At 69.1% G+C, this 21,324-nt stretch carries 28 protein-coding genes; 15 read left to right on the top strand and 13 right to left on the bottom strand.

What is annotated here, in order from left to right:
* Positions 1-79 precede the first annotated feature (79 nt).
* Complete coding sequence (locus GN153_RS05240) at positions 80-364, bottom strand: hypothetical protein (protein ID WP_159900545.1); 285 nt, start codon at positions 362-364, stop codon at positions 80-82.
* A gap of 154 nt (positions 365-518) precedes the next feature.
* Between GN153_RS05240 and GN153_RS05235 the strand changes: the two genes are divergently transcribed.
* Together GN153_RS05235 and GN153_RS05230 are read left to right on the top strand one after the other, a co-directional pair.
* Positions 519-1,370 carry a shikimate kinase gene (locus GN153_RS05235; protein WP_159900543.1) on the top strand — a complete coding sequence of 284 codons (852 nt, stop codon included), beginning with the start codon at positions 519-521 and terminating at the stop codon, positions 1,368-1,370.
* Between the two features lie 28 nt (positions 1,371-1,398).
* Positions 1,399-1,689, top strand: a complete 291-nt coding sequence (locus tag GN153_RS05230; RefSeq protein WP_159900541.1) for a chorismate mutase — start codon at positions 1,399-1,401, stop codon at positions 1,687-1,689.
* 120 nt (positions 1,690-1,809) lie between these two features.
* Here the strand turns inward: GN153_RS05230 and GN153_RS05225 are convergent, their stop codons facing one another.
* Together GN153_RS05225 and GN153_RS05220 are read right to left on the bottom strand one after the other, a co-directional pair.
* The gene (locus GN153_RS05225) at positions 1,810-2,094 is read right to left on the bottom strand and encodes a type II toxin-antitoxin system RelE family toxin (protein ID WP_159900539.1); all 285 of its coding nucleotides are present in this window, start codon (positions 2,092-2,094) and stop codon (positions 1,810-1,812) included.
* Positions 2,087-2,359, bottom strand: a complete 273-nt coding sequence (locus tag GN153_RS05220; protein ID WP_159900536.1) for a ribbon-helix-helix domain-containing protein — start codon at positions 2,357-2,359, stop codon at positions 2,087-2,089. Before GN153_RS05220 ends, GN153_RS05225 begins: the two co-directional genes overlap by 8 nt.
* A 216-nt stretch (positions 2,360-2,575) precedes the next feature.
* On the opposite strand from GN153_RS05220, the gene GN153_RS05215 reads away from it, so the two are divergent.
* Positions 2,576-2,878 carry an antibiotic biosynthesis monooxygenase family protein gene (locus GN153_RS05215; protein ID WP_159900534.1) on the top strand — a complete coding sequence of 101 codons (303 nt, stop codon included), beginning with the start codon at positions 2,576-2,578 and terminating at the stop codon, positions 2,876-2,878.
* Positions 2,879-2,924: 46 nt separating this feature from the next.
* Here GN153_RS05215 and surE read toward each other — a convergent pair whose 3' ends face one another.
* The 3 genes from surE to GN153_RS05200 form a co-directional block, all read right to left on the bottom strand.
* Positions 2,925-3,707 (bottom strand): 5'/3'-nucleotidase SurE, encoded by a 783-nt coding sequence (surE, locus tag GN153_RS05210; RefSeq protein ID WP_159900532.1) that lies wholly within the window; start codon positions 3,705-3,707, stop codon positions 2,925-2,927.
* Between the two features lie 76 nt (positions 3,708-3,783).
* Positions 3,784-5,268 carry a small ribosomal subunit Rsm22 family protein gene (locus GN153_RS05205; protein WP_159900530.1) on the bottom strand — a complete coding sequence of 495 codons (1,485 nt, stop codon included), beginning with the start codon at positions 5,266-5,268 and terminating at the stop codon, positions 3,784-3,786.
* A complete protein-coding gene (locus GN153_RS05200; RefSeq protein WP_159900528.1) occupies positions 5,265-6,011 on the bottom strand; it encodes an NAD(P)-binding domain-containing protein in 747 nt (248 codons plus the stop codon). Before GN153_RS05200 ends, GN153_RS05205 begins: the two co-directional genes overlap by 4 nt.
* A gap of 217 nt (positions 6,012-6,228) precedes the next feature.
* Here GN153_RS05200 and GN153_RS17860 point away from each other — a divergent pair, with 217 nt between their 5' ends.
* Positions 6,229-6,291: a twin-arginine translocation signal domain-containing protein gene (locus GN153_RS17860; protein ID WP_159902192.1), complete on the top strand. Its 63-nt coding sequence runs from the start codon at positions 6,229-6,231 to the stop codon at positions 6,289-6,291.
* A gap of 57 nt (positions 6,292-6,348) precedes the next feature.
* The gene (locus GN153_RS05190) at positions 6,349-6,621 is read left to right on the top strand and encodes a hypothetical protein (protein ID WP_159900526.1); all 273 of its coding nucleotides are present in this window, start codon (positions 6,349-6,351) and stop codon (positions 6,619-6,621) included.
* Between the two features lie 223 nt (positions 6,622-6,844).
* Here the strand turns inward: GN153_RS05190 and GN153_RS05185 are convergent, their stop codons facing one another.
* On the bottom strand, positions 6,845-7,156 hold the full coding sequence (locus GN153_RS05185; protein WP_159900524.1) for an ASCH domain-containing protein: 312 nt from the start codon (positions 7,154-7,156) through the stop codon (positions 6,845-6,847).
* A gap of 85 nt (positions 7,157-7,241) precedes the next feature.
* Here GN153_RS05185 and GN153_RS05180 point away from each other — a divergent pair, with 85 nt between their 5' ends.
* Positions 7,242-7,562, top strand: a complete 321-nt coding sequence (locus GN153_RS05180) for a hypothetical protein (RefSeq protein WP_159900522.1) — start codon at positions 7,242-7,244, stop codon at positions 7,560-7,562.
* Here GN153_RS05180 and GN153_RS05175 read toward each other — a convergent pair whose 3' ends face one another.
* Positions 7,563-8,246: a haloacid dehalogenase type II gene (locus tag GN153_RS05175; RefSeq protein WP_159900520.1), complete on the bottom strand. Its 684-nt coding sequence runs from the start codon at positions 8,244-8,246 to the stop codon at positions 7,563-7,565.
* Between the two features lie 135 nt (positions 8,247-8,381).
* On the opposite strand from GN153_RS05175, the gene GN153_RS05170 reads away from it, so the two are divergent.
* From GN153_RS05170 to GN153_RS05160, 3 genes are all read left to right on the top strand, one after another.
* Positions 8,382-8,942 (top strand): response regulator transcription factor, encoded by a 561-nt coding sequence (locus GN153_RS05170; RefSeq protein ID WP_159900518.1) that lies wholly within the window; start codon positions 8,382-8,384, stop codon positions 8,940-8,942.
* Between the two features lie 89 nt (positions 8,943-9,031).
* Positions 9,032-9,802 (top strand): fumarylacetoacetate hydrolase family protein, encoded by a 771-nt coding sequence (locus GN153_RS05165; RefSeq protein WP_159900516.1) that lies wholly within the window; start codon positions 9,032-9,034, stop codon positions 9,800-9,802.
* A gap of 119 nt (positions 9,803-9,921) precedes the next feature.
* Positions 9,922-10,575, top strand: coding sequence for an SdpI family protein (locus tag GN153_RS05160; RefSeq protein ID WP_159900514.1), 654 nt, complete (start codon positions 9,922-9,924; stop codon positions 10,573-10,575).
* Positions 10,576-10,611: 36 nt separating this feature from the next.
* Here GN153_RS05160 and acs read toward each other — a convergent pair whose 3' ends face one another.
* Positions 10,612-12,603: an acetate--CoA ligase gene (gene acs / locus GN153_RS05155; RefSeq protein ID WP_159900512.1), complete on the bottom strand. Its 1,992-nt coding sequence runs from the start codon at positions 12,601-12,603 to the stop codon at positions 10,612-10,614.
* Positions 12,604-12,693: 90 nt separating this feature from the next.
* Between acs and GN153_RS05150 the strand changes: the two genes are divergently transcribed.
* On the top strand, positions 12,694-14,316 hold the full coding sequence (locus GN153_RS05150) for a GMC family oxidoreductase (RefSeq protein WP_159900510.1): 1,623 nt from the start codon (positions 12,694-12,696) through the stop codon (positions 14,314-14,316).
* Here the strand turns inward: GN153_RS05150 and GN153_RS05145 are convergent.
* A complete protein-coding gene (locus GN153_RS05145) occupies positions 14,313-14,783 on the bottom strand; it encodes a transporter (protein WP_159900508.1) in 471 nt (156 codons plus the stop codon). The genes GN153_RS05150 and GN153_RS05145 overlap by 4 nt on opposite strands.
* Positions 14,784-15,016: 233 nt before the next feature.
* On the opposite strand from GN153_RS05145, the gene GN153_RS05140 reads away from it, so the two are divergent.
* Positions 15,017-15,253, top strand: a complete 237-nt coding sequence (locus GN153_RS05140; protein ID WP_159900506.1) for a UPF0058 family protein — start codon at positions 15,017-15,019, stop codon at positions 15,251-15,253.
* A gap of 41 nt (positions 15,254-15,294) precedes the next feature.
* Here GN153_RS05140 and GN153_RS05135 read toward each other — a convergent pair whose 3' ends face one another.
* Positions 15,295-15,810, bottom strand: coding sequence for a DUF555 domain-containing protein (locus GN153_RS05135; protein ID WP_159900504.1), 516 nt, complete (start codon positions 15,808-15,810; stop codon positions 15,295-15,297).
* A gap of 105 nt (positions 15,811-15,915) precedes the next feature.
* Here GN153_RS05135 and GN153_RS05130 point away from each other — a divergent pair, with 105 nt between their 5' ends.
* From GN153_RS05130 to GN153_RS05120, 3 genes are all read left to right on the top strand, one after another.
* Positions 15,916-16,827: a DNA-3-methyladenine glycosylase family protein gene (locus GN153_RS05130; protein ID WP_159900502.1), complete on the top strand. Its 912-nt coding sequence runs from the start codon at positions 15,916-15,918 to the stop codon at positions 16,825-16,827.
* A gap of 73 nt (positions 16,828-16,900) precedes the next feature.
* A complete protein-coding gene (locus GN153_RS05125) occupies positions 16,901-17,176 on the top strand; it encodes an acylphosphatase (RefSeq protein WP_159900500.1) in 276 nt (91 codons plus the stop codon).
* Between the two features lie 67 nt (positions 17,177-17,243).
* The gene (locus GN153_RS05120) at positions 17,244-18,677 is read left to right on the top strand and encodes an NAD(P)H-hydrate dehydratase (RefSeq protein WP_159900498.1); all 1,434 of its coding nucleotides are present in this window, start codon (positions 17,244-17,246) and stop codon (positions 18,675-18,677) included.
* A 39-nt stretch (positions 18,678-18,716) separates the two neighbouring features.
* Here the strand turns inward: GN153_RS05120 and hflX are convergent, their stop codons facing one another.
* A complete protein-coding gene (gene hflX, locus GN153_RS05115; RefSeq protein ID WP_159900496.1) occupies positions 18,717-20,027 on the bottom strand; it encodes a GTPase HflX in 1,311 nt (436 codons plus the stop codon).
* 156 nt (positions 20,028-20,183) lie between these two features.
* Here hflX and GN153_RS05110 point away from each other — a divergent pair, with 156 nt between their 5' ends.
* On the top strand, positions 20,184-20,504 hold the full coding sequence (locus GN153_RS05110) for an FUN14 domain-containing protein (RefSeq protein ID WP_159900494.1): 321 nt from the start codon (positions 20,184-20,186) through the stop codon (positions 20,502-20,504).
* Positions 20,505-20,531: 27 nt separating this feature from the next.
* Here GN153_RS05110 and GN153_RS05105 read toward each other — a convergent pair whose 3' ends face one another.
* Positions 20,532-21,257: a ribosome assembly factor SBDS gene (locus GN153_RS05105; protein ID WP_159900492.1), complete on the bottom strand. Its 726-nt coding sequence runs from the start codon at positions 21,255-21,257 to the stop codon at positions 20,532-20,534.
* Between the last annotated feature and the right edge of the window lie 67 nt (positions 21,258-21,324).

Raw genomic sequence — 21,324 nt, 5'->3', positions numbered from 1 at the left:
CGACGTTCGCGGTCGACGCCTAAAACGGCGTCCATGTCGCGGGCACCCGCGGTCGGGTTCGGCGGGGAAGCCCCGGACCTCACCTGCCGAAGATGCTGGCGTAGACGACCGCGAAGGTCGCCGCGGTCGTGACCATGCCCGCCCCGAACGGGACCACCGGCGTCAGTCCGGGGAACTGCTGGAGGCCGGCGACGACGACGGCCATTCCGGTCAGGGCGGCGACACCGCTTCCCACGAACAGCTGCTGACGGCGCAAGGCTTCGGTTTCCACCGACTCCCCGGCTGGTCCGTCGCTGGTGTCCGTGTCGCCACTAGGTCCGGAGGCGGCGTCTGCGCTCCCATCTCCGCCCGCGTCGTCCGGCACGTCACCGGCTTCGGCGGGCGAAGATATGTGCGTTCCGCACCGCCCCGAGGGCGGGCCGGTTCTCCCCCGACCGGCCGGCTACCCGTCCGGCAACGGCCCGCGGGCTACCCGTTCCGCAACGGTGAAATACCGTGCCGCGGGAGTCACACCCACGATGGACGGCCAGGCGGCGGCGCCCGCGGCGGGCACAGTCCTGAACGCGCTCGCGAACGGCCGCGGCTCCGCCTTCGCCATCGACGAGTACACGACTGCGACGGTCGAACTCGCCGCCGGCGCGGACGTCGAGGGGACGGTCGCGGGCGAGCCCGACGCCGACACCGAGCTGGTCGAGACCTGCCTCGCTCGGGTGACCGGGCGCTTCGGCGACGGCCAGGGCGGGACCGTCCGGACCGAGAGCGACGTTCCGATGGCCTCGGGGCTGAAATCCTCGAGTGCCGCGGCGAACGCGACCGTGCTGGCGACGCTCGACGCGCTGGACGCCACCGACGAGGTCACGCGGGAGGAGGCCGCCCGGGTCGGCGTCGAGGCCGCCCGCGATGCGGGGGTCACGGTGACGGGCGCGTTCGACGACGCCAGCGCCTCGATGCTGGGTGGCGTGACGGTCACGGACAACACGACCGACGAGCTGCTCGCGCGGGAGGAACGCGAGTGGGACGTGCTGGTCTACACGCCCCCGGAGCGGGCCTACAGTTCCGACGCGGACGTGACCCGCTGTCGGCAGGTCACGCCGGTCGCGGACCTGGTCGCGGAGCTGGCGCTCGATGGGAGGTTCGGGACCGCGATGACCGTCAACGGGCTGGCGTTCTGTGCCGCCCTGGACTTTCCGGCGAATCCGATGGTCGACGCGATGGACCGCGCGACCGGCGTCTCGCTGTCCGGGACCGGCCCGAGCTACACCGCGGTCGGGACGCGGGAGGCGCTCGAGACGCTTGCCGGGCAGTGGGCGGAGTACGACGGCACGACCTGGCTGACGACCACACAGACCGAGGGGGCGCGAGTGCTATGAGCGACCCGAATCCGAGACCACGAGGACAATGAGCGACCCAGAGCCCGAGGAGATGACCCTGGATGAACTGCGCACCGAGATACGCGGGATCGACCGCGAGATCGTCGAACTCATCGCGCGGCGCACCTACGTCGCCGACACCATCGCCCAGGTGAAAGCCGAGCAGGGGCTGCCGACCACCGACGAACAGCAGGAACAGCAGGTGATGGACCGCGCCGGCGAGAACGCCGAGCGGTTCGACGTCGACGCCAACCTCGTCAAGGCGATCTTCCGGCTCCTCATCGAGCTGAACAAAGTTGAGCAACGTGAGTCTAGGTAGCTTCAAACAGGCGTATTAAACCGTTTATTATCGGTGTGGCTGCCGAATCACCTTCCGATAGCTGCTCCTGGATCGATGAACGATGTTACAGTTCCAAAGCCGAGTGACCCTGACGCACTATTAGGGGAACTCGTCATAGATGGACGACCGATGACCGACGGCGCCGACCTGCATCACCTGCTCCCCTCGGTCGAATCGCACGATTGCCCGATAGTCACCGATTCGTAACGACTGCCACGGCTTCGCGCCAGTCGACGGTTTGGCGAAGTCCGGCGGGTCACGGAACTCGTCCGACACTACGTCGTCAAGCTTATCGAGGATTCGCTGTTGTGTCTCGGCGTCGAGTGCTTCGAGCCCGTCAGCCGCTCGTTCGGAGAGTTCCCACGTCCACTCGTCGTCACTCATCCGTACCGAACCGCTCGCGGGCCGCCTCGGCGCTCACCGTCTCACCTTCGTCGAACTGCCGTTCACTCTCCAGTAAGTCTTCGAGCGCCCGCTTGGAAAGGCGAGTTCCGTACACCGCGTCGCGCAGAGCCTCGCGCATGAACTCCGAGCGCGAATTGTATCCCTGTTCCTGCCACCGCTCGTCCAAGTCGGCGAGAAAGTCCTTCGGAAGTCGAAGATTGACCTTTTCGTCGTTTCCGTCGGCGGCGGTATCGGGCTGAGCCATGCTTTGTAGTACGCACGTACTACACTAAGGGCTTTCGAGCACTCCGTCGAATCTGGTGACGAGTCACACTGATGTCATCTGGGAAGATCCGGGGAGAAAGCGGCCATTTAGACGAAATTTGTTACGTCAGTTTGAGACCTGAACAAGGTCGAACAGCGGGAGTCGCGCTGAGGGCAGGACACGAACCGTTTTGGGTTACCCCGCCACAGAAGGGATGTGTACCTGGTCACCTTCCGACTCAGGCCCAACGAGTTCGACGAGGAGTTCCGGGAGCTCAACGCGACCGTCGAGGCCGCCGCGGAGTCGACGTCGGGCTACCGCGGGCGGCGCACCTGGGAGTCTCCGGACGGGGAGGAGGTGCTCGTCACCTACCGGTGGGAGTCGACAGACGCGCTCGCGGCCTTCGCAGGGCACGACGACCACCTGGAGGCAAAGCGGCGGTGGGAGGAGTGGTACGAGGCCTACGAGGTGACCGTCGCCGAAGTGGTCGACAGCTACGGCCAGGGGTTCGAGGAGTGAGCGGACAGGAATAGGGAGTCGACAGCGGCCGCCACGCGACAGCCGCTCAGCTGTAGGTCTCGGCCAGCGCGTCGAGTGCCTCGTGGTGTTCGGTGGTGTGAGGAGCGGTCAGCGGCGAGACGCTGGTGTGGCCCTCCAGCACTTCCCGACGGTCGGTTCCACGCGGGTCGGGGACCTCCCCTCCGGACATCAGCTCCCAGATCGGGTCTGTCAGTTCGATGTCCTCGCCGTCTTTCTTGGCTTCGAGCATGTGCACCTCGGACGGGCGCGTGACGCGCATCTCCCCGGTCGCGCGCTCGGGGATGGGGACGTTCACGTTCAGGTAGTCGGCCTGCTCGAAGACGCCGGCACCGGGCGCGTGGTCCGCGAGGTAGGTCGCGACCCGTTCGGCCTCCGCGAACAGTTGGGGGTCGGGGTCGACCTCCGCGAGCGAGATATCCTTCTCGACGGGGTAGTACATCGAGACGGCGATGGCGGGCACGTCGAAGAAGGTGGCCTCGACGGCCGCGCTGACCGTTCCCGACCGTCCCAGCGTGTGCGCGCCGAGATTCGCCCCTTCGTTACAGCCGGCGACCACAAGGTCGGCGTCGGGGACCAGCGCCTCCAACCCCGCGACCACGCAGTCCCCCGGCGTCCCCTCGATGGCGTAGCCGGTCTCGTGCTCGTGGACCGTCACGGAGTAGGAGAGCGCCCGGCCGACCGCGCTCTGGTCGTCCGCGGGGGCGACGGCCGTCACGTCGCCGACCTCGCCGAGCGCGTCGTACAGCGCCCGGATCCCGGCGGCGTCGATCCCGTCGTCGTTGGTCAGCAGGATCGTGGGGTCGTCCATGGGCCCGCTGTGGCCGGAAGCCGCAAAAGGGTACCTCTCCGGGGTCGCCGCAAGCAGGCCCCGGTCCGCGGCGACCCTACCGCGCGACGGGGTCGACGACCGTCTCCCCGTCGACGACCAGGTTGTACGCCCCCTCGTCGTCGTTCCAGAGCACCAGGACGTTCTCGAACCACAGGACTGCACCGTAGTCGGCTTCCTCGAGGGTGCGGTTCAGCGTCGTCGACTCGGTCAGCACGGCGAAGTGGTCCACCCGCTCGCTGCCGTCCCCCACCAGAAAGAGCGGGTTCCCGGACCCGAGGTCGTGACTGAGCTTCACGCCGACGCAGTCGACCCGGTCGGTGACGTGGCGCTCGCTGTCGGCCATCTTCGCCACGCGGTCGGGGTCAGGAGTGAAGGAAACCTGCTCGCGGCCGTCCGTCCGGAGGAGGCTGTAGGCGTACTGGACGTCGACGTTGACGAACTCGCCGTCACCCGGCGAGCGCCCGTCCGGACCGTCAGCCCTCCGGCCACGCTCGCCCTCGTCGAGGCGGCGCTGGATCGCCGGGACCCCGATGTCTGGCTTGCGGTCGAACGACCAGCACTCCCCGGCGGGGTGCTCGCCGGGCCACAGGCGCAGCGTCGGCGCGTAGACGGTCGCGCCGGCGTCCCGCTCGACCGCGCGTTCGACCTCCCGGAGCCCGATGGCCGTCTCGCGGTCCGCCGGGGCCAGCGCCACCGCCGTTCCCCCGTCGGCCAGCGCGTCGAGGTAGCGGCCGAGGGTTCCGGCGGCGTCCTCGAGTTCCGAGAGGACGTTCGCGAAGAGGAGGACGTCGACCGGTCCCTCGCGGTCGGGGTCGAAGGCCTCGGCGCGCTCGCGGTGAACGGTCGTGTGGAAGTTCCGCCCGGTCTCCTCGAGGAGTTCCGTCAGCACGTCGGCGGCCGCGCTGGGCTCGACCGCGTGGTAGTCGACCAGTGTCCACTCGGGCAGGAGGTCGTGGAGCCCGAGGGCGGGTCCGCCCACGCCCGCCCCGACGTCGAGCACGCGCAGCTCCGCGGAGAGTAGACCGTCCGCGGCCAGTTCGGCGAGGACGTACTGGACCGCCGCGTAGTAGGCGGGCAGGTGGTAGACGGCGTAACCGAGCGCGGTCAGCCGGTCGTACTCGACGGACTCGTCGCGGAGGTAGCTGGCCTTGAACGCCCGGACTCGCTCGCGCAGGCGGTCGCCGGAGTCGCCGTCGGGCCAGCCGGCACCGAACTCAGCGACGAGCAGGTCCTCGAGGCGGCGGGCGTACCGCTCCGGGAGCGCGTCGACGCCGTCGAAGGCCAGGTCGGCCCGCCAGTCCTCGCCGTCCCCGCCGGCGTCCACCGCCTCGCCGGCTGGCCCGCCTTCGACGGGGACGAAGGTGCCGTCCTCGCGCTCGAACAGGCTCAACTCGACGGCGTGTTCCCGGAGCACCTGCCTGACGGCCGCGGGGTGCGGTCGACCCTCGACGTACTCGGCGATCTCCTCGGGGTCGAGCGGACGGACCCGCCGGAGGTACCGGGCGTTGTCGAGGACGCCCTGGCGCTGACTCTCGTTCATAGGTCCTCGTAGAGCTGCCGGAAGGTCTCGCGGTCGGCCTCGGCCACCCGGCGCGCGGCGTCGGCGACGTCATCCGCGCCGCCGAAGGCCGCCTGGATGTCGGCGTAGACGCGGCCATCGCCGCCGGTCACCCGCTCGACGAGTTCCGTGAGGCCGGCCGAGACCGGGGTGTGAAACTCCTCGGGCACCTCCTCGGCGGCGAGCCCGTAGGCGAGCACGGCCGCGTGGACGCGCGCCTGGACGGTCTCCATCGCCCGGTCGTGTTCGGCGGGGGTCGTCTCGAAGAGGTGGTTGTCCCGCTCGGCGAGCGTCTCCCGGACGGCGTCCGTGACGGGGCCGGCAGCGTCAGCAACCACGGCCACGTTGCCGGGTTCGGCGTCGGCAGCGAAGAGGGGATGGAGGCTCACGCGCTCGCGGCCGGGGGCGTGCTCGCGCATCGCAGCCACGGGGTCGGTCATCGTCCCCGTGACGTCCAGCAGGGCCAGGTCGGCGAGCGGGGCGGCGTCGGCGATGGCGCCTTCAGCAGCCGGGATCGGGACCGCGACGCAAACGAGGTCGAACTCCCCCTCGGTCGGGCGGTCGGCACCCTCGAGCGGGACAGCCCGGACGCCGGCCACGGCGTCCGCGAGCGCGCTCGCCACGTCGGGGTCGGCGTCGCCGACGCCGACCTCGAAACCAGCATCCCCGAGCACGTCGACGAGCCACCGTCCCATCTCGCCGGCCCCGACCACGAGTCCGTTCATCGCACGCCGGTTGCCCGCGGCCGGGAAAAAACCGTTCGGTCGGCCGGACGTCCGTGCCGGTTCGACCGGTCGACCTGTCCGCCGCCGAGGGAGAAGCGCCGAGCGCGGTCCGGGTCGCCGCCGGTACTTACCACGGCACGTGTCGAAGGTGAGCCGAGGGACAAACCACGGTTTGAGCCTCCAGTAGGTTTTCCGCGAGTTGGCGGGACCCTCTCGTATGAACCGACGACAGTTCCTCCTGGGTGGGGCTTCGGGAGGTGCAGGGGTACTCGCGGGTTGATCCTCGCTCCTGGGGGGGAGCGGGTCCACGGAACACAAGCCGCAACTGGAGGTGTTCGTGACCAACGCCCTCGACGAGTCGGTCCGGGTCACAGTCACCGCCAGCCGGGGGTCGACGGAGTTGTTCAGCGGGTCGTATGCGCTGGCTCCGGGCGAGGGCGACGAGTCGGAGTCGTTCGTCGGGACTCCGACGGAGGTCCGGGTCTCGATACAGGATGGCCGGAGCGTCACCCGGACGTACTCCGTTCCGGCCTCCTGTGACTCACCGGAACTCAACGTCACGATCGAGCCCGACGAGGTTATGGTGATGAACGGCTGCGCCACCTCGTAGGGCAGCCGACATATTCGGTCCGCGCGCCGTGTCTCACACGTCTGGCTGCTTCACGCCGCCGGCCGTGGCGGTTCCCGAGCCAGGCGGACTCGGTTCAGTCGCTTCGCTCCCTGCACTGGCTACTGCGCTTCGAACCGGAGGGAGACGGTCGGTTGCCCCGGACCGCTGCGACTCCCGGGATTCGAAGGCAGGTCCGGTTCGGTCGCTTCGCTCCCTGCACTGGCTACTGCGCTTCGAACCTGTGCAGGACGACGTCGCTGTCGTCGTCCCACTCGAAGTTCTCGTGGGCCCGGTCGAGGATCTCCCGGTAGTGCTCCAGGTCCCGGGCACCCTCCCGGCGGGCGTCCTCGTCGGTCATGTCACCCAGCTTCCGCTCGCGAACGTCCACGACCTCGAAGGTCTCGCCGTCGATGTTGAAGGTGTCACCTTCCTCGGCGTAACGGTCGCCGCGGTGGACCTGTGTCACCTCGCCCTCGCGGGCCTGGTCGCGCATCCGCGGGCTGGGCAGCAGCGTGTCTGGGTCGATCTCTCCCATACCCGCGGTTGGGCTTCCAGCGACAAAACCGTCCCGCAGGCTGCGGGTCGCAAGCCATTCGAGGCCCCCGCCCCAACCTCTGCCGATGACGACTCCCTCACCCGACCTCTGGGCGACGTTCCTCTTTTTCGGTCTGCCCTTCGTCGCCGGGCTACTCGGGCTCCGGACCGGCGGGCTCTGGTGTCTCCAGGCCTACCGCCGGTGGCAGGGCGCGGAGCCGACCGCGGGCGCCCCGGGGGGGCTCTCGAACCGGGACCTGGACCCCGAGTTGGACGGTGACCTCGGCGCCGAGGCGACCGGGTTGCGCCGGTCGGTCCGCGAGCAGGCGGCCATCGGCGCGCTGCTACTGGTCGGCTCCGCCTTGCTGGTGGCCCACTCCGGGCGGTGGCTGCTCCGGTTGCTCTGATCACTCCAGCGCGTCGGCGACGTCGTGGATGGAGCCAGCGACGGTGTCGGGCTGGGGACCGAACACCTCCTGTGGGCGGTCCCCGCGGTTGAGCCAGGCACCCTGCATCCCGGCGTGGACCGCGCCGGCGATGTCGAACTGGCCGGCGCTGACGTGGACGATCCCGTCGACCGGCGTCCCCGTCCGGGCGGCGGCGTGGCGGTAGATCTCGGGGTGTGGCTTGAACGTCTCGACCTCGTCGGCACTGACAGTGTCCTCGAGCAGGTCGCCGACCCCGGCGTGTTCGACCATCGAGTCGAGCATCTCGGGGTTGCCGTTGGAAACGACATACAGCGGGTAGCCGGCGTCGCGGAGCCGCTCCATCCCGTCCCGCACGTCCTCGAAGACATCGAGTTCGTGGTAGACTGCGAGGATCTCGTCGCGCTCCTCCTCGGTGGCGTCGACGCCGTAGGCCGCCAGCGCGTAGGTCAGCGCGTCGCGGTTCATCTCGTAGAAGGGCTGGTAGGCGTCGACGAAGTTCGCGATCATCGTGTACATCAGCGACCGGGAGCGCCAGAGTCGCGAGACCGGCCGGGGATCACCGTCCACACGGTCCGCGAGAGCCCGCTCGGCCGCGTCCACATCGACGACCGTGCTGTAGGAGTCGAAGGTAACCGTCGAAACGGCTTCCGGGTCGAATGGCATGGAAACGACTCGCAGGCGAGGGGTCAAGAATCCGGGGGGCGCTCCCGGAAGCCACGCACCCGCGATTTTCACCGTCGATACTCGCCCCGATAGCTTTGAGTGTGGCCGCCAATAACAGTTGGTAAATGGGGTCACATGAGCGACGCTGACGACCCGACCGTGCTGCTCGTGGACGACGAGCCGGACCTGCTGGAGGTGTACGAGCTCTGGCTGGCCGACACCTGCGAGGTGCGGACTGCGAGCGGCGGCGAGGAGGCGCTGGGAGTGATAGACGAGGCGGTCGACGTCGTCTTCCTCGACCGGCGGATGCCGGGGATGGCCGGCGACGAACTGCTGCGGGAGTTCCGTGCCCGGGGCCACGACCCCCAGGTGGCGATGCTCACCGCCGTCGACCCGGCGGCGGACATCGTCGACCTGCCCTTCGACGACTACCTGACGAAGCCGGTCTCACAGGCCGAACTCGAGTCCGTCATCGACGTGCTCCTCCAGCGCGCCGAGTACGACGAGCGCAGCCGGGAGCTGTTCTCGCTGGCCTCCAAGCGAGCCGCGCTCGAGGCGTCGCCGGATATCGACCACCATTCTAGTACGGAGTACCAGGAGCTGACCGAGGAGCTCCGGACGCTCCGCGAGGAGGTCGACGAGAGTCTCGACGACCTTCTGGAGCACGACTACGAGACCGCCTTCCAGGAGATCTGACTGTTCTGTGCCGGAACCAGTGGGATGAGACGGGGAGCCGGTGGTTCGGAGCCGCAAACGCCTAATCCCCCCCACCGGAAAGAGGGTGTATGAAACGCGTCAGGTTCCGCGACGCCGCGGGCACCGTGCGCACCGGCGAGTGGGTCGACGAGACCGGCGCTCCCGCAAACACCGCGACCTGCGGCTCCGGCGGCGAGATCCGCGCTGCGGGGCGGACCTACGACCCCGAAGATGTCGACGTGCTCCCGCCGGTCGAGCCCTCGAAGATCGTCTGCATCGGCCTGAACTACGCCGACCACGCCGACGAGCAGGATTCGGACCTCCCCGACCGGCCGCTGCTCTTTCTGAAGGGGCCGAACGCCCTGGCCAGTCACGGCGGTGAGGTCCCCCTCCCGGCGGGCAAGGAACGGGTCGACTACGAGGCCGAACTCGGGGTCGTCATCGGCGAGCAGTGTCGCAACGTCCCCGAGGAGGAGGCGATGGACGTCGTCGCGGGCTACACCTGCGTCGACGACGTCTCGAACCGGGACGACCAGCGCCAGGAACAGAACTGGGTCCGGGGCAAGGCCTTCGACAACGCCGCCCCGGTCGGTCCGGTCGTCGCCGACCCCGAGCACGTCCCCGACGACGCGGGCATCCGGCTGCTGCACAACGGCGAGGTCAAGCAGGACTCCGACCGGACCCACCTGATCTTCTCTATTCCGGAGCTCATCGCGGAGATCACGACCTACCTCACGCTGGAGCCGGGCGACGTGATCGCGACCGGAACCCCGGAGGGCGTCGGCCCGCTCGCCGACGGCGACGAGGTCACCATCGAGGTCGAGGGCGTCGGCCGGCTGACCCACACCGTCTCCGAGTGACGGGAAGGCCGCGGCCCTGAGTCCGGGTCGAGGTGTTTTCCCACTTATTTTTATCGACGAACTGACGCCCCTGTAACTCCGCGGCCCAGTTTAAACGACAGGACCGCGAACGGTCGGATATGAACCTCGACCGACGCGACCTTGCGGGCGGTGGCATCGTCCTCCTGATGGTCCTCGCCGCGGCACTGCTGTACCCGCGGCTCCCCGAGCGGATGGCAGTCCACTTCAGCGCGGCCGGCGAGCCCGACGGTTACCTCGCCCGGCCGCTCGCAGTAGCGCTGCTGCCCGGAGTGGCTGTCGCCGTCCTCCTGTTGTTCAAGGCCGTTCCGGCCATCGACCCGCTGGGCAGGAACGTCGAGCGGTTCCAGCGGTACTACGACTTCTTCGTGGTGTTCACCGTCGGCATCCTTGCGTACGTCCACGGGCTCGTGCTCGCGTACAACATCGGCTACCGGTTCGACCTGGCCGCGGTCGTCGTCCCGCTGCTCGCGGCCACGTTCGTCGTTGCGGGCTACGTCATCGAGAACGCCAAACAGAACTGGTTCGTCGGCATCCGGACGCCCTGGACGCTCTCGGACGAGGAGGTCTGGGACAGGACTCACGAGCGGGCCGGTGTGCTGTTCAAACTCGCCGGACTGGCGTCGCTTGCCGCGCTTGCGTTCCCCGGGTACTTCGAGGTGATCGTCATCGCCCCGGTCGCCGCCGCGGCGCTGTTGGCGACCGTCTACTCCTTCGTGCTCTACCGGCGGAAACAGCGCGGCCAGCTGAGGTAGCGACAGCCGGCGAGATTGGCGGGCTACGACGGCCCCTCAGTCGCCCTGCACGTCCTGGCGGATGTCCTCGACGACGTCCGGGTTCCGGAGCGTGGAGGTGTCGCCCAGCTCCTCGCCGTCGGAGATCTCCTCGAGCAGCCGACGCATGATCTTCCCCGAGCGGGTCTTGGGGAGTTCGGGCGTGAAGACGACTCGCTCGGGCCGGGCGATGGGCCCGATGGCGTCCTCGACGGATTCCTCGATGCGCGCGCGCATCTCCTCGCCGGCCTCGTGGCCGTCCTCGAGGATGACGTAGGCGTGGACCGCCTCGCCCTTGACGTCGTGGTCGGCACCGACCACGGCGGCCTCGGCGACGCCCTCCGCGGCGACGACGGCGGACTCGATCTCCATGGTCCCCAGCCGGTGGCCGGAGACGTTGACCACGTCGTCGACCCGGCCCACGACCGTGATGTAGCCGTCGTCGTCGACCTTCGCGCCGTCCTCGGGGAAGTAGACCCAGTCCTCCGGGTCGTCGGAGTCGGTGTCGGAGTAGACCGCCCAGTACTCGTCGATGAACCGCTCGTCGTTTCGATACAGCGTCCGGAGCATGCCCGGCCAGGGCTTGTGGACGGTGAGGTAGCCCGCGCCGCCGGCGGGTACTTCCCCGCCCTCGGCGTCGACGACCCGGACGTCGACGCCGGGCAGCGGCGGGCCCGCGGAGCCCGGCTTCATGTTCTTGACCCCGGGCAGGGTTGTGACCATCATCCCGCCGGTCTCGGTCTGCCACCAGGTGTCCACGATGGGGCAGTCCTCGTCGCCGACGTGCTTGTAGTACCACTTCCAGGCCTTCGGGTTGATCGGCTCGCCGACCGTCCCGAGCAGGCGCAGCGAGGAGAGGTCGTGGCGGTTCGGGTACTCCTCGCCCCACTTCATGAAAGAGCGGATCGCCGTGGGGGCGGTGTAGAACTGGTTCGCCTCCAGGTCCTCGACGATCTCCCAGAGCCGGTCGTTGTCGGGGTAGTCGGGCGTCCCCTCGTACATGACGGTCGTCGTTCCCAGCGAAAGGGGGCCGTAGACGATGTAGGAGTGGCCGGTGATCCAGCCGATGTCGGCGGTACAGAAGTAGGTGTCCTCGGGCTTGATGTCGAGCACCGCCTGCGAGGTCCAGGTCACCCACGAGAGGTAGCCGCCGGTGGTGTGTTTGACCCCCTTGGGTTTGCCCGTTGTCCCCGAGGTGTACATCAGAAAGAGCATGTCCTCGGCGTCGCGCTCGACCGGCTCGACCTCCGCGCCGCGGTGGTCGGCCAGCAGGTCGTCGTAGTCGTGCTGGTCGTCGGTCAGGTCGTGCCCGAAGCCGTCCTCGCCCAGCCGGTCGACGACCACCGTCTCCACGTCGTGCTCGACTTCGGCGAGCCCCTCGTTGGTCTTCGCGAGGTGGTCGAGCGGGTCCCCGCGGCGGTAGTAGCCGTTGGCCGTCAGCAGGTACTCGGAGTCGGCGTCGTTCATCCGCTCGGCCAGCGCGCTCGCCGAGAAGCCCGCGAAGACCACCGAGTGGGGGGCGCCGATCCGCGAACACGCCAGCAGCGCCAGCGCGAGTTCGGGCACCATCGGCATGTACATCGTGACGACGTCGTCCTCGCCGACCCCCAGGTCACGGAGCGCGGCGGCGAACTCGTTGACCTCCTCGTATAGCTCCCCGTAGGTGATCGTCCGGTCGGGCTCGTCGGTGGGCTCGCCGACCCACTCGATGGCCGCCTCGTCGGCCCGTTCGGGGAGGTGGCGGTCGATGCACTGGTGGGAGGCGTTCAGCGAGCCGCCCGTGAACCACTCGTAGAAGGGGGGGTTCGAGTCCTCGAGCACCTGGTCGTACTCCTCGTCCCAGTCAAGCAGGTCGGCGGCTTGCTCCCAGCAGTCCGGCCAGGACTCCTCGAACTCGTCGTAGACCCCGGGGTCGGTGACGTTGGCCCCCTCGACGAACGACTCGGGCGGTTCGAACTCGTCCTGTTCGGCCAGTCGCGCCTCGAGTTCGGTGTCGTCTGTCTCGCTCATCCCGATCGGTACGTCGTACCATACCGTCATAAAAAGTACCGTCGCCGGGAGCCGGAACGCACAAGTTTAGGCCGGCCTAATCCGTCATCGATGAGCAGGGCACCCGAGGGCCGCGCCGACGTCTGTGTGGTCGGCGCGGGACCGGCGGGGGCGCTTCTCGCCCACGGACTCGCCGAGGCGGGCCACGAAGTCGTCGTGCTGGAGGCCGGTCCACGGTTCCGGTTCGAGGAGCGCGACGGGCGGATGGAGCGGGCGATCCGTCCCGCGTTCGACACCGGCGACGTCTGGGAGATGGGCGGCGAGCGCGACGCCTTCGCGGCGGGCGGCGACCGCTACTACCCGCTGAACGTCGCCCGTGTGAAGGGCGTCGGCGGGTCGACGCTGCACTGGCAGGGGATGGTGATGCGCCTCCACGAGTCGGATTTCGCCGGCGAGAACGGGCCCGGGCCGGCCTGGCCCATCGACTACGAGGACCTGCGGCCCTACTACGCCGAGGCCGAACGGAAGCTGGGAGTGGCCGGGGCCGACGACAATCCCTTCGCCCCCCCGCGCGAGGAGCCGTTCCCGATGCCCGCCTTCCGGCCGAGCTACAGCGACTCGCTGTTCGCCGAGGCCTGCGAGCGGCTGGGGGTCACGACCCACTCGGTGCCCAACGCCCGCAACTCCGAGGGATACGACGGTCGCAGCGCCTGCGTCGGCTACGGGACCTGCCAGCCGGTCTGTCCCTCCGGGGCGAAGTACAGCGCGGACCACCACGTCCGGAAGGCCGAGGAGGCAGGTGCCCGCGTGGTCGACAGGGCGCCCGTCCAGCACCTGGAGACCGACGGTGAGCGCGTGACGGCCGCCCGCTACGCGACGCCGGAGGGAGCGTACGAGCAGCGCGCCCGCCAGTTCGTGCTCGCCGCCGGCGGGATCGAGACCCCTCGGCTCCTGTTGCTCTCGCGGTCCCGCGACCACCCCGACGGGCTCGCCAACTCCAGCGGGCTGGTGGGTCACTACTTCATGGACCACCTGTTCGCGGGCGCGGGCGGAACCCTCGACCGCCGGACCCGCCAGAACCACGTCGGCTTTCTCACGAGCGGGAGCCACCAGTTCTACGACCACCCCGGACAGGCAGTCGAGCGCGACGGGGAACCCGTGGTTCCGGGTGTCGACAGCGGGGCCCTCCAGCCGATCAAACTCGAGTTCCTGAACTACGCCGGCCCCTCACCCGTCGAGATGGCGCTCGGGAGCGAGACCTGGGGGGACGACCTTCTGGCGGACCTGCGCGAGGGGTACGGCCACAGCATCGCCATGGGCGGGCTGGTCGGCCAGCCCCCCCGAAAGGAGAACCGCGTGACGCTCGACACCTCGACGACCGACGACCACGGCAACCCGGTCCCCGACATCCGGTGGTCGTGGGGCCCGCGGCTCGAGCGCACGCTCCGGCGGGCAAACGCAATCCAGCGTGCGGTCCTCTCGGAACTCGGGGCCGACCTCGCGTGGACGGTCGGACCGGCGGACACCGGTCCCGCCTACCACCACATGGGGACGACGCGGATGGGTGTCGACCCCGCCGAGAGCGTGGTGAACCCGCGGCTACGGACTCACGACCTCCCGAACCTGACTGTCGCTTCGAGCAGCGTCTTCCCGACTGCGGGCTCGATGAACCCGACGCTGACCATCGCGGCGCTGGCGCTGAAGGCCGCCGACCACCTGAAAGCGGACCTCTAGACCGGGACGACGCCCCGCCAGTACGCGAACAGGATCCCGGCGTTGACCAGCAACAGCACGGCCGTCGCGCTGGCAGCCAGCACGAACGGCCGGGCGGCAGCGGCGGGCTCGCGGACCTTGTCACGGCCGGTACCGTCCGAGAGCCTGCTGGTCCCGACCTCGACGAACCCCGCGAGCAGGAACCAGAGGACGACCATGGCGAGGACGTTGTACCCCGGAAACGTGCCGAACAGGCTCTCGGCGGTGTACTGTGTCCCGGCCATGTGCCCGCCGGTCAACAGGAGAAGCAGCGCGCTCGTCCGCGAAACGGTCGTCAGCTTCCCGCTGAGGCTTCCGAGGAGGTCGGCGCTCACCTCGCCGTCCCGCGCCGCCGGCAACACTGCGTAGGCGACGAACAGCACACTCCCCGACCACAGCCCGGCGAACAACAGGTGGGCGGCGTACACGACGGTATCGATGGCGGACATACCCGACCCGTATGGTCGGACCCCCTTCAAGATGCCTTCTCCGGCCCGTGCCAGACGAGGTACGACACTACTGACACACGGGTCGGGTCCGACAGCCGACGGTCCGGTCTGCATGAATATGCGTGTCATTCCCAGACCCCTCTCTCACGGTTGCTATTCCCGAATTACGCCGATGTATGTTAACGGTACTCAGGATACTACTATAACCCTCCAGTTAATAGGGGCAGGTGTCCATGAAGAAGCAAGAGCTCATTCATCTGCACGGTCTTCTTGCACAGGTACAGAATCACTACGAGCAGGAGACCGGCGACACTGTCGACCACGACGAGTACGTGACACTCGGCGTCCAGCCGACATCGATCCACCGGTCCAAAACCGACCACAAAGCGGCCGTGTTCGCGCTGGCGCGAGGGATCACCTCCGAGATGGAGGTCGAAGAGGCCGAGCCCGTCTCCGCAGCCGCGGACTGACGAACGACCGCCGTTCTGCTACTTCCGCTCCCCGCGAGTGGCTACTCGTCGATGAGTTCCTCGAACTCCGGGAGAACCTCGTCGTCCCCGGACTCCGGGCGGTCGCCGGAGCCCGGTGACCCGGTGTCGTCCGGGTCGTCGGGGCTGCCAGCGTGGTCGTCCTCGGCGGTACTGTCCACTTCGTCCGACACGTCTTCGTCGTCCCCGTCCCCACCTTCCTCTTCGAGCTCTTCGATCTCGATGACCTCGAGCGGGATGTTCTCCAGACGCTGGCCGATCTCCTTGCGGGCGATCCGGGCGGCGTGTTCGTCCCGCTCGACATTAAAGACCGTCATCTCGAGCTCCAGCGCGACGAGGCTCTCGTCGGCGGCGATGAAGGCGGGGTCGTGGGTCTCCCCGCAGTTGGGACAGGCCCGCTCGCCCATGTTGATCTCGACGTAGTTGAGGTCCGGATTCAGCATCTCGCCGGTCTTCGAGATCGCGATCCGGACCGCCTCGTCCGTTGTCTCCACGTCGTACACCGGTACGGCGGCCTCGACGACAACTCGACAGTCCATATTCAGTGTTTGCTCGGGGACCAATATGAAGGTTAGCCCGAAGGTTCACTTCCAGCGGAAGGTCCGACTCGAAACGCCGAAGGGCGGCCGCTCCCTCCCGTGGGTATGGAGCGCGGGACCATCGACGTGGCGTCGCTGTCCGGCGGCCTGGACCTCCAGGCCACACTCGAGAGCGGGCAGTCCTACCTCTGGTGGCGCGAGGACGGTGCCGACTTCGAGGCCGGCACCGCCGGCGACGACGGCTGGTATCTCACCACCGCCCGCGTCGACGGGACGCCGGTCGCCGTCCGCGCCCGCCAGCGCGACGGGCGCCTGGAGTGGGAGTCGACCGTCGACGCCGGGCCGCTACTGTATCGCCGGCTCGGCCTCGACGACGACCTCCCGACCATCCGCGGGACTTCCCCCGACGACCGGCTCGTCCGGCGGGCCTACGACGAGTACTGGGGGATGCGGATCGTCCGCGACCCGGCCTTTCCCTCCCTGGTCTCCTTCATCTGCTCGGCCCAGATGCGCGTCTCGCGGATCCACGGGATGCAACAGTCCCTCCGGGAGGCCTTCGGAACGCCGGTCGAGTTCGACGGCAGGACCTACCACGCCTTTCCCACGCCCGAACAGCTCGCGGCGGCCAGCGAGGACCGGCTCCGCGAGCTCAAGCTGGGCTACCGGGCGCCATACGTCAAGCGGACCGCGGAGATGGTCGCCGACGCCGAGGCCGACCCCCGGGAAGCGGCCGGGCGGGACTACGAGAACGCCCGCGAGTACCTCACGCGGTTCGTCGGCGTGGGCGAGAAGGTCGCCGACTGCGTCCTGCTGTTCTCGCTTGGCTACCTCCAAGCGGTGCCGCTCGACACCTGGATCCGGACGACCATCGAGGAGTACTACCCCGACTGCGACCGCGGTACCTACGCCGACACCTCCCGGGCGATCCGGGAGCGCCTCGGCGGGGAGTTCGCGGGGTACACCCAGACCTACATCTTCCACTACCTCCGTCACGCCGACGAGGCCCCCGAGGCCTGAGCGGTCCCTTCGGGGGGCCACGGCCGGCCGGGCCGCCGGGATTTTTGTCTCGCGCGGGCCGACCACTACGCGCATGTCACGGACGCGCGCACACGTCTACGTCACGGGAACGGTGCAGGGAGTCTACTTCCGGGCGACGACCCGCGACGAGGCCCGCGAGCGCGGCGTCGACGGGTGGGTACGCAACCTCGACGACGGCCGCGTCGAGGCGGTCTTCGAGGGGCCAGAAGAGGACGTCGAGGCGATGGTCGAGTTCTGCCAGGAGGGCAGCGAGGCCGCCCGGGTCGAGGACGTCGATGTGAGTTACGGGGAGCCCGAGGGAGAGGGGCGGTTCCGGGTGCAGTGGTAGCCGCCAGGGCGGTCGTCCCCTCCTGCGCCGCGATACCGTTTTGAGCCACCGCGCCGAAGCCGGGGCCATGATCACTGGCTCCGAGATGGCAGTCGTCGACGCGAACGCGGCCGGACTCGGCGTCCCGCAGAAGCAACTGATGGAGTCGAGCGGGAACGCCGTCGCCCGCCGGGCGAGAGAGCTGGTCGACCCCGGGGCGTCGGTGACGGTCGTCTGTGGCCGCGGGAACAACGGCGGCGACGCCTTCGTGACTGCCCGCTTTCTGAGCGAGTACGACGTCGAAGTCCTGCTACTCGGCCGGGCCGAGACGGTCACCACCGACATCGCCCGGGAGAACTGGGAGGCGTTGCTGGACAGCGACATTCCGGCCCGCGAGGTCCGGGACTCCACGGATGTCGCGCTGGGGGAGCCGGACCTGGTCGTCGACGCGATGCTCGGCACGGGGGTCAGCGGCCAGCTCCGCGAACCCGCGGCGACGGCCGCCGCCGCGATGAACGACAGCGACGCGCCCGTCCTCTCGGTGGACGTCCCCTCGGGGCTGGACGGCGACACCGGCGAGCTGGCCGGGAACGCCGTCGAGGCAGACCACGTCGTCACGTTCCACGCCACCAAGCCCGGGCTGGCGGACCTCGACGCCGACGTAACCGTCGCCGACATCGGCATCCCGGACGCGGCGGAGGCGTTCACGGGACCGGGGGACCTGCTGCGGCTGAGCCGGGACCCGCAGAGCCACAAGGGCGACCACGGCGAGGTCCTGGTGGTGGGCGGCGGGCCCTACGCCGGAGCACCCGCCCTGACCGCGCAAGCCGCGCTCCGGGCCGGGGCCGACCTCGTGCGGGTGGCCTGCCCGACGAGCGTCGCCCACGAGGTCCAGGGCTACCGGGAGGACCTGATCGTCCGGCCGGTCGAGGGCCGACAGTTCGAGCCCGGCCACGTCGGCCGGGTGCTGGAGTTCGCGGAGGAACAGGACGCAATCGTCGTCGGCCCCGGGCTCGGAAACGACCCCGACAGCCTCGAGGCCGCCCGCGCGCTGCTCGAGGGGTACTCGGGGACTGCGGTCGTCGACGCCGACGCCCTCCAGGTGGTGCCCGACCTGACCACGGAGGCGGACCTGGTCTGTACGCCCCACCAGGGCGAACTCGTGGGGATGGGCGGGCCCCGCAGCGACGACTGGCGCGAGCGCCGCGACCTCGTGGCCGAGTTCGCCGCCGACCTCGGTCACACCCTGCTCGTGAAGGGGCACTACGACGTGGTCTCCGACGGCGAGCGCACGCGTGTCAACCGGACCGGGAATCCCGGGATGACCGTCGGCGGGACCGGCGACGTGCTCGCGGGCGTGACGGGCGCGCTGGCGGCCACGCAGGAGCCGGTCCACGCCGCAGCCATCGCGGCCTACGCCAACGGCCGCGCGGGGGACATCGTGGTCGGGGAGCGGGGGAACGGCCTGCTGGCGAGCGACATGGTCGAGGCCGTCCCTGCGGCGATGCGTCGGGAGGAGTGACCGACTGCCGGGGCGACCCAGGGCGCGCCGGGCCGACAGTCAGGCCGAGGCGACGAGGTCACCGGCTTTCGCGCGGGACTGCTCGACGACCGCCGGGCGGGCCTCGAACTCGATGACGACCTGGTCGCCGTAGTCCACGTCGCGGACGTTGGCGTGGTCGTGGATCCAGGAGACGACGCTCATGGTGTCGTCGTTCATCGGGAGAACGAGCCGCTCGCGTTCGAGGGCCGGGAGCTCCTCGTGGATCCGTTCGCGGAGGGCGTCGAGGTTCTCGCCGGTCCTGGCGCTCACGGTCACGGGGTTGGGGGCGAGCGCCGACAGCGCCTCCCGCTTTCGCTCGACGGTCGCCTCCTCGACCCGGTCGACCTTGTTCAGCACGGTGACGATCGGCGCCTCGTTGCGCTCGTAGAGGGTGTCGTGGCTCGTGACGAGCTTCTCGCGCATCTCCTCGACCGGCTCGGTGACGTCCACGACCAGCAGGACCAGGTCCGCGCGGTAGACGGCATCGAGCGTGGACTTGAACGACTCGACCAGCCAGTGGGGCAGGTCGGAGATGAACCCGACCGTGTCCGTCACGAGCACGTCCCGGCGGTCCATGTCGGCCCGGCGGGTTGTCGTCCCCAGCGTCGTGAATAGCCGGTTCTCGGACTCGGCGGTCGCGTCCAGGTCCGGGTGGAGTTGTTCGTTCTCGTCGACGTCCAGGTCTGCGGCGAGCCGGCGCAACAGCGTCGACTTGCCGGCGTTGGTGTAGCCGGCCAGCGCCACCAGGTCGAATCCGGACTCGCGGCGCTGCTCGCGGCGGTGCTGGTCGGTCTGCTCGATGTTCTCGAGTTCGTCGCGGATCCGGGAGATGCGCGCCTTGATGTCCCGTTCGCGGCTCTCGTCGTACTCGCCGAGTCCCATGAAGCCGGGCCGCTCGTCCCGCTTTGCCAGGCTCGCCTTGGCCTCCGCCCGCGGGAGTTCGTACCGCAACTCGGCGAGTTCGACCTGCAGCTGGGCCTTCCGGGTCTGAGCCCGCTGGCCGAAGATCTCCAGGATCAGCCGGAACCGGTCGACCACTCTGACTCCGTCTGGGAGTTTGTTGCCGATGTTGAACGTCTGGTAGGGACCGAGCTCGTTGTCCACCACGAGAACCGTCGCATCGCCCTCGACGACGGCCCTGGCAATCGCTTCGACTTTCCCCTCCCCGAAGTGGTAGGCGGCGTCCTCGGTCCGGGTCTGGGTCAGTTCGTCGACGACACGGTAGCCCGCGGCGGCGGCGAGGTCGCGGATCTCGGCGGTGTCCGCGTCCCCGCTGTCGACTCGCTTTGCGATCACGGCCCGCTCGGTTCGCGTGTCTCGCTCCGTCACTTACCAGCCGGTACGTCGCCCGGATATTTAAATTCCGGTCCGGGCCACCGATCCTCCCCTCGGAGTCGGACGACCCCGCCGATCGTTTCAGCCAGGGAGAATTTACGCCGTGAGTCGGGCACAAGAGCCTTAACCGGGGGCTGTCAGAGACCCGATATGGTACTGGAGAACTTCAACGCGACGGCCCTCGGCGTGCAGATGGGCGGGAGCGCCATCATCGGCGCCGTCATCGGGTACGCCGCCAAGAAGGTCGCGAAGATCATCGCGATCATCGTCGGGCTGGAGCTCATCCTCTTCAAGTTCCTCGAGACCCAGGGCTTTCTCGTCATCAACTGGGGGAAGCTGGGCGGCGCCTTCGAGGGACTGGCAAACGACGCCCCGGGCCAGGCGCAGTCGCTCGTGAACACCTTCGTCTCGACTGCCGGGATCGGTGCGGGCTTCGCCGCCGGCTTCTTCCTCGGCTTCAAGCGCGCCTGACCCGGCGCGCCCGCCCACGCGGCGACATTACCGCGTATCGAGGTCGTCCTCGTCTTTGATGATCTGTGTCTCTGCCTCGCCGCTGGAGACCTCGTTGACGAGGTCGTAGAAGTCGTTTTGCATCCCCGCAGGGAACTGGAGCACGCCGACCCAGGAGCCGTCGGACTGCCACTCCTCGCGCTCGAGGTCGCCGAACTCCCGCACCTTCGCCTGGCCGCTGCCGGCGTAGTCCGGGGGGAGCTGGACGGCCACAGTGACAGTGTCGAAGCGGATCGGGATGACCGGCCGGAGCGCGTCCAGCGCGTCGTCGACCTGGCTCTCGACGGGCTCCATCGGGTCGACCCGGAAGTCGGTCTCCTCCAGGGCGGACTCGATGCGCTCGGGCGGGTGGGGGGCGTCGTCCATCTGGGGGTTGACCGCGTTGCGCGTGATCTGGTTGATCAGCTGTCGGCGCTTCTGTTCCTGCATCTCCCGGCGCTGGTCGGCCGTGATCTGGATCTCGCCCTCCCGGATCACCTCCGGGATGACCTCCAGCGGGTCCGTGGTGCCGAAGACCTCCTCCAGGGCGTTCTCGGCCGGCCGGTCGCCCGAGGACGCGTCCTCGAAGACGTCCTCCGCGGCGATGACGTCTTCCAGGTCGCCCTCGAACTCCCCGCGTTTGATAGCGAGGGCGGCGTCCGGGTCGACGAGCACCTCGAACCGCTCGCCGTGGGACTCCAGCCGCGCCGTCACGGCCTCGTCGAGTGATATCATGGCCACAGTTACCTCCGGCGCCCATTTATGTGTTTGTCTGTCTACCCCGCCGTTTCGCCACCACGGG

It is taken from the genome of Salinirussus salinus, assembly GCF_009831455.1.
Taxonomy (GTDB): domain Archaea; phylum Halobacteriota; class Halobacteria; order Halobacteriales; family Haloarculaceae; genus Salinirussus; species Salinirussus salinus.
This window is presented reverse-complemented; position numbering and strand designations above follow the sequence as displayed.

Coding starts and splice junctions, on each gene's coding strand:
- GN153_RS05235 (WP_159900543.1), top strand. CDS start 519: ATGGACGGCCAGGCGGCGGCGCCCGCGGCGGGCACAGTCCTGAACGCG.
- GN153_RS05230 (WP_159900541.1), top strand. CDS start 1,399: ATGAGCGACCCAGAGCCCGAGGAGATGACCCTGGATGAACTGCGCACC.
- GN153_RS05225 (WP_159900539.1), bottom strand. CDS start 2,094: ATGAGTGACGACGAGTGGACGTGGGAACTCTCCGAACGAGCGGCTGAC.
- GN153_RS05220 (WP_159900536.1), bottom strand. CDS start 2,359: ATGGCTCAGCCCGATACCGCCGCCGACGGAAACGACGAAAAGGTCAAT.
- surE (WP_159900532.1), bottom strand. CDS start 3,707: ATGGACGACCCCACGATCCTGCTGACCAACGACGACGGGATCGACGCC.
- GN153_RS05205 (WP_159900530.1), bottom strand. CDS start 5,268: ATGAACGAGAGTCAGCGCCAGGGCGTCCTCGACAACGCCCGGTACCTC.
- GN153_RS05200 (WP_159900528.1), bottom strand. CDS start 6,011: ATGAACGGACTCGTGGTCGGGGCCGGCGAGATGGGACGGTGGCTCGTC.
- GN153_RS05185 (WP_159900524.1), bottom strand. CDS start 7,156: ATGGGAGAGATCGACCCAGACACGCTGCTGCCCAGCCCGCGGATGCGC.
- GN153_RS05180 (WP_159900522.1), top strand. CDS start 7,242: ATGACGACTCCCTCACCCGACCTCTGGGCGACGTTCCTCTTTTTCGGT.
- GN153_RS05175 (WP_159900520.1), bottom strand. CDS start 8,246: ATGCCATTCGACCCGGAAGCCGTTTCGACGGTTACCTTCGACTCCTAC.
- GN153_RS05170 (WP_159900518.1), top strand. CDS start 8,382: ATGAGCGACGCTGACGACCCGACCGTGCTGCTCGTGGACGACGAGCCG.
- GN153_RS05165 (WP_159900516.1), top strand. CDS start 9,032: ATGAAACGCGTCAGGTTCCGCGACGCCGCGGGCACCGTGCGCACCGGC.
- GN153_RS05160 (WP_159900514.1), top strand. CDS start 9,922: ATGAACCTCGACCGACGCGACCTTGCGGGCGGTGGCATCGTCCTCCTG.
- acs (WP_159900512.1), bottom strand. CDS start 12,603: ATGAGCGAGACAGACGACACCGAACTCGAGGCGCGACTGGCCGAACAG.
- GN153_RS05150 (WP_159900510.1), top strand. CDS start 12,694: ATGAGCAGGGCACCCGAGGGCCGCGCCGACGTCTGTGTGGTCGGCGCG.
- GN153_RS05145 (WP_159900508.1), bottom strand. CDS start 14,783: ATGTCCGCCATCGATACCGTCGTGTACGCCGCCCACCTGTTGTTCGCC.
- GN153_RS05140 (WP_159900506.1), top strand. CDS start 15,017: ATGAAGAAGCAAGAGCTCATTCATCTGCACGGTCTTCTTGCACAGGTA.
- GN153_RS05135 (WP_159900504.1), bottom strand. CDS start 15,810: ATGGACTGTCGAGTTGTCGTCGAGGCCGCCGTACCGGTGTACGACGTG.
- GN153_RS05130 (WP_159900502.1), top strand. CDS start 15,916: ATGGAGCGCGGGACCATCGACGTGGCGTCGCTGTCCGGCGGCCTGGAC.
- GN153_RS05125 (WP_159900500.1), top strand. CDS start 16,901: ATGTCACGGACGCGCGCACACGTCTACGTCACGGGAACGGTGCAGGGA.
- GN153_RS05120 (WP_159900498.1), top strand. CDS start 17,244: ATGATCACTGGCTCCGAGATGGCAGTCGTCGACGCGAACGCGGCCGGA.
- GN153_RS05110 (WP_159900494.1), top strand. CDS start 20,184: ATGGTACTGGAGAACTTCAACGCGACGGCCCTCGGCGTGCAGATGGGC.
- GN153_RS05105 (WP_159900492.1), bottom strand. CDS start 21,257: ATGATATCACTCGACGAGGCCGTGACGGCGCGGCTGGAGTCCCACGGC.